Below are 7,087 nucleotides of genomic sequence, written 5' to 3'. Positions count from 1 at the left end.
CGGGCGACCAGGCCCAAAGTGGAACGCAAGCTCGGTCATCTGATGCACCGCAGACACGGCGGAAGACGCGCCCGCATGCGAGGCAAGACCAAGATCGACGCCGACTTCAACCTCCTCGCCGCGGCCCACAACCTGGCCCGCGTCGCCGTGCTCGGCCTCCGTTCCACCTCCAGTGGCTGGGTCACCGCGACAGCCTGACAGCCGGGTCAGGCGACCATCCGGGCCACCCCAGGACACCCAACGCCGGCCACCGGCGCCGCTGCCGGCCCTCAGCAACCAGCACAACCGCCAGGAACCCACGACGACACAACAGCGGCAGTCACCCCAGGGACTGCCCTGCCGAGCCCGAGCCCCCCGAAACCAGCCGATTCACACCGGCCACCTAGGTCAGCGCGGGACCACTCCCCAGCATCAGCAGCGCCTCACCGTGGCGCGGGGCCTGACCAACACCGAGATCGCCGGGCCGGTCGGGCTGGTCGGTCGACCTCGGGCCCAGGCGGCGGGGGCCCGCTCGGTGGCCGTGACGTCGATCGCCGGACACTTCTGCATCGATGAGTTCGACGGTCTCGGTCCTCCCCGTCATCGACCTCCTCAGCGTCGTGGACGTTCAGCGCGCTCTCGATCGTGGCGAACGCCAGAGCTGGCCAGCCCCAACCCCCTCAACGCATCGACCTCATCGCGGAAGCCCGTGAGGACAAGCAGTGCCGCCATCGCGACCCCCGCCACCAGCGTCACGGCGCCGCACTGCCGGCAGAGACGGTCGGGAACAGCCACCAGCCACCCGCGCCCCGAGCCCGCGATGCCGATCGCGAACACAGCGAGGCAGGCGGGCCACTGCCAGAAGTTCAGGTCCGTGGACGACGGCGGCGGCCAGCACCAGGTGCCATGGGGTGACCTCCCCCCTGCTGGGGCCCGGTGGGGCTCGTGCCGTCGCACGCCGTTCCATGCCGCGATGGCGAGGGAGAACACCAGCAGGACGCCCACGAACCACAGCGGTCCGGTGTCCAGCGCCCCCTCCTCGCCGAGGTACTCCTGCCAGTAGGAGCCGGGAGCCACCCGCAGCGGATGCGCCAGCGCGTACTCGAGTGTCGGCTGCACCAGCAGGACGTACACCGCGAAGGGCACGCCAAGACGCAGCAGTCGGTCCTCGGCGAACCGGGTGGGACCCTTGCGGGCCACCGACGGCGGGGTGAGCAGACCCGCCACCAGGAACAGCAGCGCGATCATGAACAGCCCGACCGGGAGAGCTGCGACGAACAGCACCCTCTCGACCACCGGAGAGAGCGTGACCTCCCGCATCTCGGTGTACGTCCAGAGCTCCCCGCCGTCCCGGCGTAGCTCAGGACGGCGTGGATGGCGATGATCGCCGCGATGAGGATGACCTTGAGTTGTCGACGTAGAGCCGACGCTTCGGCGGTGGCTGTTTGCCGACGAGATCGCGATCTCTGGGCGCGACCCCGCAAGCAGGACCTGGACCCCGCGCCACCATCACATGGTCGGTTCGTGGATCGAGCCCACCAGGGGCGGAGGTCCCAGGGGCGGAGGTCCCAGGGGCGTCAACGGGCTGGCTTGCGTGTCCAGGCGGTCCACGCGACTGCCTTGGTCGCGAACGGCGCGTCGGGCAGGAGCTCGCGGCAACGTTCCCGCAGCTCCGCGCGGGAGGACCCGTCGATGCGGGCGACGTGGGCACCCGCGGGGCCTACGCCGGGCGTGAACGGGGTCCACCACTCATCGAAAGTGGCGTGATCCACGGGCACGGTGAGCGCTGCGGTGACGACCTCGGGCATCCCGCCTGGGCGAACAGCTCGGCAAGGTGTCCCTCGGCGACGCCAGGCAAGCGCGACTCGTCGTGCGCACCGGGGTCCATCTTCCGCACCGCTGCCCAGAACACCGCCAACGGTCCCGCACCTCCGGCGTGGTCCCACACGGTGGCGCCCACGACCCCGGCCGGGCGGGCCACGCGGGCCATCTCCGCCAGACCACGGACTGGGTCGGTCATGAAGTGGACGACGAGTTGCGCCAGGACGACGTCGAAGAGCTCGTCGTCGTAAGGCAGCTCCTCGGCAGCCGCCTGACGAACGTCCATCCCGGGGAACCGCCCCCGCATGCTGGCGACGAACGACTCCGACGGATCCACGACCGCCACCCGGTCAGCGCCGAGCCGCGCCGCGAGCACCTCGGTCAGGGCAGCCGTGCCGCAGCCGACGTCCAACGCTGTCTGGCCCCCGCCCACCCCGACAGCGTCGGTGGAAGCGACCGCCAGCGGCCTCGAGAACCGCCCCATGAACTGGGCGTGGGCGTCGGCAGTCACCTCGAAGGACACCGGCCCATGGTGCGTCCGACCCGACGTGCCTCGCACGAAATGGACATAGATCAGGTGCTGCGCAGGGTTCGCCCGCGACACCGGGCTGGATCGCCTGCGCAGTCAGCGCGATTCGAGGACGACGGCGTAGAGAGCGCGCAGAACCTCGGTCACCGGCTCCTTCCAGCTGGTGACGTCGAGGTCGTCAAGGCGCCGCAGGACGGAGTGGGGAGGATCGGGCACACCTGCCGGGGTCTCAGCGCCCAGCAAGTGCGGAGAGGCAGCCTCCGTCAGCGGCTCGCCCGGGAGCAGCGGCCACCACGGCGCCACGTCGTCGTCGGTGCCACCGACGTCACCCTGGAGACCCAGCGCCGCCAGGACGTCGTCCCTGGTCCTGCCGCGCCACTCCAGCAGCAGCCAAGGATCGGCGTCGAGGCGGTCGGCGAACAGGTACAGGACTGCGGCGATGTGCTTGCAGGGATTGGCCGAGTCCGGGCAGCTGCACCTGGTCTTCAGGTCCCGCCAATGCTCCGGGAACAGGGGCGCCTTCGCCTGGGTGAAGACCTCTTCGAGCTCTCCGGGCACCTCTCCGGCAAGCAGGTGGGCGGCCAGCCCGACGCGACTGAGCAGCGCGGCGTCCACCACCCGCCACTGACGGTCCGTGGGGGTCGAGACGGCGATCGTCACCAGGTACGGCGTGCGGCGCGACCCCTGGACCTGCGCCGCCAGCAGGCCCGGCGAGACGTCCAAGGACAAGACCTGCCCCTGCCGCGCGTAGCGGCGACCACGCTGCAGACGGGTGCCCAGTCCGTAGGACTCCAGGACCTCGACGAACCGGCGCGACCACCACGAGTCGGCCATCGAGCCACGTTGCCGAGTGGTCGCCAGGCCCCCCTCGACCCGGATGGGCGTGGAGGCAGGGAAGCGGTGCCAGGGATCGTCCCAGCGGCTCCTTCGCGCCATCAGGCCTCCCAGACGTCCGGTCGCAGCGCGACCGCATCGCGCAGGTCGTCGGTGCTCAGGTCGGTCAACCACGCCTCGCCGGAGCCCACGACCCGTTGGGCCAGTTCACGCTTGCGCTCGATCATCTCGTCAATGCGTTCCTCGACGGTTCCGGCGCTGACGAGGCGGTGGACGAACACGCTGCGGGACTGCCCGATCCGGTGCGCCCGGTCGGTCGCCTGGTCCTCCACGGCCGGGTTCCACCAGCGGTCGAGGTGGATGACGTGGGACGCATTCGTCAGGTTCAGCCCGGTACCCCCGGCCCGCAGCGAGATCAGCATGAGCGGTGGCCCGTCGGCGGCCTGGAACTCCCGCACCATGGCATCCCTGCGCGCACGCGGCACGCCTCCGTGGAACCACAGCGTCCGGACGCCGAGGCGCCGCGACAGGTACGGCGCGAGCAGCTCCCCCCACGTGGCGTACTGGGTGAAGGCCAGCGCCCGGTCTCCGCTATCGACGATCTCCTCGAGCAGCTCCTCGATCCTGGTCAGCTTACCGCTGCGCCCGGGCAAGGCGGATCCGTCGCCGAGGAGGAGCGCCGGGTGGTTGCAGACCTGCTTGAGTCGGGTCAGACCCGCCAGGACCGCGCCACGTCGATCGATGCCTTCGGTCTCGTTGGCGGCCTGGAGCATCTCCTCCACCGCCGCCTGGTAGAGGACGGCCTGCTCGCGGGTCAGCAGGCACCGGTCGGTCCGCTCGACCTTCGCCGGCAGGTCCGGCGCGATGTCCGGATCGGACTTCACCCGCCGCAGGACGAACGGTCCGGTGATGCGCTGGAGTCGCCGGGTCGCCACCTCGTCGCCATCCCGCTCGATCGGGATGGCGAAACGGTCCCGGAACTCCCGCGAGGTGCCAAGCAGCCCGGGCGAGAGCACCTGCATGATCGACCACAGCTCCGAGAGCCGGTTTTCCACCGGCGTGCCGGTGAGGGCGACTCTTCGGCCGGCCTGGAGCCGGCGCACCGCCCGGGCCTGCACGGTTCCAGGATTCTTGACCTGCTGGGCCTCGTCGAGCACCAGCCGTCCCCAGGTGACGTTGGCGAGGCTGTCGATGTCGCGAGCCACCAAGGAGTACGTCGTGAGGACGACGTCGGCCTCGGCGACCTGCTCGGCCACCGTGTCGCGTTCTCGGCCCGGTCCGTGGTGCACCAGGACTCGCAGCCGCGGGGCGAAGTGCGCGAGCTCGCGCTGCCAGTTGCCGAGAACCGACACCGGGCACACGACTAGCGTCGGAGCTCCGGCGGGATCGGCGAGCAGGCTGCCGATGAGCTGGGCCGTCTTCCCCAGGCCCATGTCGTCGGCCAGGCAGGCACCGAGCCCGAGCCGGCCGAGGAACGTCAACCACCCCACGCCCCTGGCTTGGTAGGGCCGCAGGCTTCCGCGGAACCCCGTGGGGCGTTCAACAGGACGGATGCGGGAGTGCATCGCCTGGTCCAGCAGGGATCCCAGCCACCCGCTGGCCTGGACGCCGTGCACCTCGACCCCGTCGAGGTCCTCCATCGTCTCGATCCCCAACCCGGCCCGCAGCAGCTGCCCGGCGGTCGCGCGCCCTCGGCGGCCGACGCGGGCCAGCACGCCGTCGAGGTCCGCGGCGCGCACCTCCACCCACTGCCCCCGCAGCCGGACCAGGGAGCGTCGAGCCTCGGCGGCCGCGGCGAGGTCGCGCAGGTCGGTCTTGGTGAGGCTGAGATCGCCCAGGGCGGCCTCCCAGCGGAAGTCGACCAGCTCGTCGAGGCCGAGGCCCGCCTCGGTGACCGAGGTGGCACCCGACGATCGCCGAGTGGTGGCCTTCGCCCGCAGGCCGACCCGGCTCCGTCCGGTCCACCAGGACGGGAGCAGAACCGTGACCCCCAGGTCGGTCAGCGGTTCGAGCCGATCCACGAGCAACGATGCGACGGCCTCGTCATCCACCACGGTCTTCGCGGGGACCGCCTCGTCGAGCAGGCCGGCCAGCTCGGGCGCGACGCGCGTGGCGCGGGCCAGGTCAGCCAGCAGCTCGCGACCGGCCTCCGGTCCGTAGGAGGCGGCGTTAGACCACCACTGGTCCAGCGGGATCCGCAGGCCCTCGTCGTCCTCATCCGAGACGAGGACCTCCACCGTCCATTCCCCCGGACCCAACGCAGCGCCCTCGTCAGGTGGCGGCTCGTGAACCCGAAGGCACAACCCCAGCCGGCCGACCGCGACGCGCCCCGACCGGACCCATTCCGACACGGCGTCCGCCAGGGCCAGGGCACGCTCGGCATCGATGGTCTCCGGCAGCCAGGGGTCGCTGCTCACCAGGGACTGCAGCCACAGTTCCGGCAAGGTGCGCCGGCCAGGACGCCGGGGCAGCACTTCGGTGTCGGCCAGCCGGGTTCGCACCAGCGCATCAACCGCGGCGGCCAGGCCCGTGGCCACACCGCGGTGCGAGGCCGCTGTTGAGTCCGGGAGCAGGCAGCGCAGGGCGGTACGGTCCTCGGCGGCTGGCATCGGCCACCACCAGCTGCGCGCCAGCCCGTCGTCATCGACGGTGAGCCCGGGCACGAACCGACCCGAGCCGACAAGAGCCGCAGCCAGGTCGTGAAGTCCGGCGTCGACGTCCACCGGTGCTGCTCGCTGGGTCCCCATGTCCAACCATCGTCGCAGATCGCGACTGGGGGCCCGCGACGAGCCGATGAGCGGGTTGGCCGGCAACCCACCGTACGGTTGGACACGGCTGTTCGCGTAAAGCGTGATCTTGTCCGTCTTGTCCAGGCCGAACGTCCAGTCGTACGACTGGATCCGCGGCCGCCACACGATGCCGTTGTCTTGCCGGATCAACAGGTCCCGGTGCAGTAGTAGTGGGTGCTGCACCTTTGCCAGGAGGCGCCGGGCAGGGTCGCGGCGATCGCCGCGGTCAGGCCGGCGTGGGCGAGGTCACCCCACAGGACGCCCCAGCCACCAAGGAGGAAGCAGCCTAAAGAGATCTTCATCCACAGGTCTTGACTATTGCTCCGGCTGGCGTCCCGGTACGCTCGCACGTCCGCGTCATCCGTGTGGTGTTGCCGTGTTCGACGAGCCTACGAACCCGCTTGAGTAGACCGCCTCGGCGTGACCGACTCGCCCCTGTCAGCGGGGCGGCCATGATCTACAGGGGTGTGCTTCCCGCGGTGCCGACCAGCTGCTCGCGGAACTCCGGGCTGGCCAGCCGTTGCGCCTCCGTCCGGGCTGCTTCCACCCGCGCGGGCATATCCAGCCGGGCCGTGGGCTCCTCGTTCCCGGGAGTGGAGACGAACTTCTCGATCGCAGCGAGTCCCGCGTTGGCTCGGGCGCTGGCTGCCGCCTGCTTGGCATCCAACCGCTGCGCGTACCAGTCCGACGCCAGGACCGCCTCGCGGGTGAACATGAGCCGGAACTCCGGCGAATCGAGGCCCCATCCCGCTGTAGTGAACCCCTCAGCCATGATCTCCAACAGGGCCCGTAGCGGTGGGACGGCCAGTGCGATCGTGCCGTCCTGGAAGTACGAGCGCGCCACCCGTTCGTGCGTGGTCACGATCGTGGCGATCGACCCGGCGAAGATGCCCACGTCCTGCAACTCAGGGCGCAGCATCTCCGGGGTGAAGACCACATCCGGATGCAGGAAGATCCGGCCGAAGTACTTGGTGGCCAGCTTGTCGGTCATCCGGTAGCCCAGCCTGCTGGCCGGCACGCGCTTGCCGTCGTGCTCGAAGTCGGTCAGCTTCTCCAGGGCGCCCTCGGCGATGAGGTTGCGGGCGTCCCGCTCGTTGGGGCTCATCCTCCAGAACAGCTCCGGCACCAGCAGGGA

General features: G+C 70.7%; 6 protein-coding genes and 1 pseudogene. 1 reads left to right on the top strand and 6 read right to left on the bottom strand.

Annotated features, from left to right (window positions below):
• Nucleotides 1–198 (top strand): transposase (locus tag VIM19_13545; protein HEY5185896.1); only part of this gene is annotated, 198 nt, incomplete at its 5' end.
• A 393-nt stretch (nucleotides 199–591) separates the two neighbouring features.
• Here VIM19_13545 and VIM19_13540 read toward each other — a convergent pair.
• The 6 genes and pseudogenes from VIM19_13540 to VIM19_13515 all read right to left on the bottom strand — a co-directional run.
• Entirely contained in the window at nucleotides 592–1,275 is a 684-nt protein-coding gene (locus VIM19_13540) for an acyltransferase family protein (GenBank protein HEY5185895.1), read from the bottom strand.
• A 424-nt stretch (nucleotides 1,276–1,699) separates the two neighbouring features.
• Nucleotides 1,700–2,323 (bottom strand): class I SAM-dependent methyltransferase, encoded by a 624-nt coding sequence (locus VIM19_13535; GenBank protein ID HEY5185894.1) that lies wholly within the window; start codon nucleotides 2,321–2,323, stop codon nucleotides 1,700–1,702.
• A gap of 102 nt (nucleotides 2,324–2,425) precedes the next feature.
• Nucleotides 2,426–3,163: an SWIM zinc finger family protein gene (locus tag VIM19_13530; protein ID HEY5185893.1), complete on the bottom strand. Its 738-nt coding sequence runs from the start codon at nucleotides 3,161–3,163 to the stop codon at nucleotides 2,426–2,428.
• Nucleotides 3,164–3,264: 101 nt separating this feature from the next.
• Nucleotides 3,265–5,910: a DEAD/DEAH box helicase gene (locus VIM19_13525; protein HEY5185892.1), complete on the bottom strand. Its 2,646-nt coding sequence runs from the start codon at nucleotides 5,908–5,910 to the stop codon at nucleotides 3,265–3,267.
• A 209-nt stretch (nucleotides 5,911–6,119) separates the two neighbouring features.
• Nucleotides 6,120–6,212 (bottom strand): annotated as a pseudogene (locus VIM19_13520) (transposase).
• Between the two features lie 197 nt (nucleotides 6,213–6,409).
• Nucleotides 6,410–7,087: hypothetical protein (locus VIM19_13515; protein ID HEY5185891.1), on the bottom strand; the 678-nt coding region annotated here is incomplete at its 5' end.

It is taken from the genome of Actinomycetes bacterium (assembly GCA_036510875.1).
GTDB lineage: Bacteria > Actinomycetota > Actinomycetes > Prado026 > Prado026 > DATCDE01.
Note: the sequence above shows the minus strand (reverse complement) of the source record. Positions and strands in the feature narration are given on the sequence as shown.

What these genes read in the sequence shown, in the direction of transcription:
- VIM19_13530 (HEY5185893.1), bottom strand. Translation starts at nt 3,163, where the DNA reads ATGGCCGACTCGTGGTGGTCGCGCCGGTTCGTCGAGGTCCTGGAGTCC.
- VIM19_13525 (HEY5185892.1), bottom strand. Translation starts at nt 5,910, where the DNA reads ATGGGGACCCAGCGAGCAGCACCGGTGGACGTCGACGCCGGACTTCAC.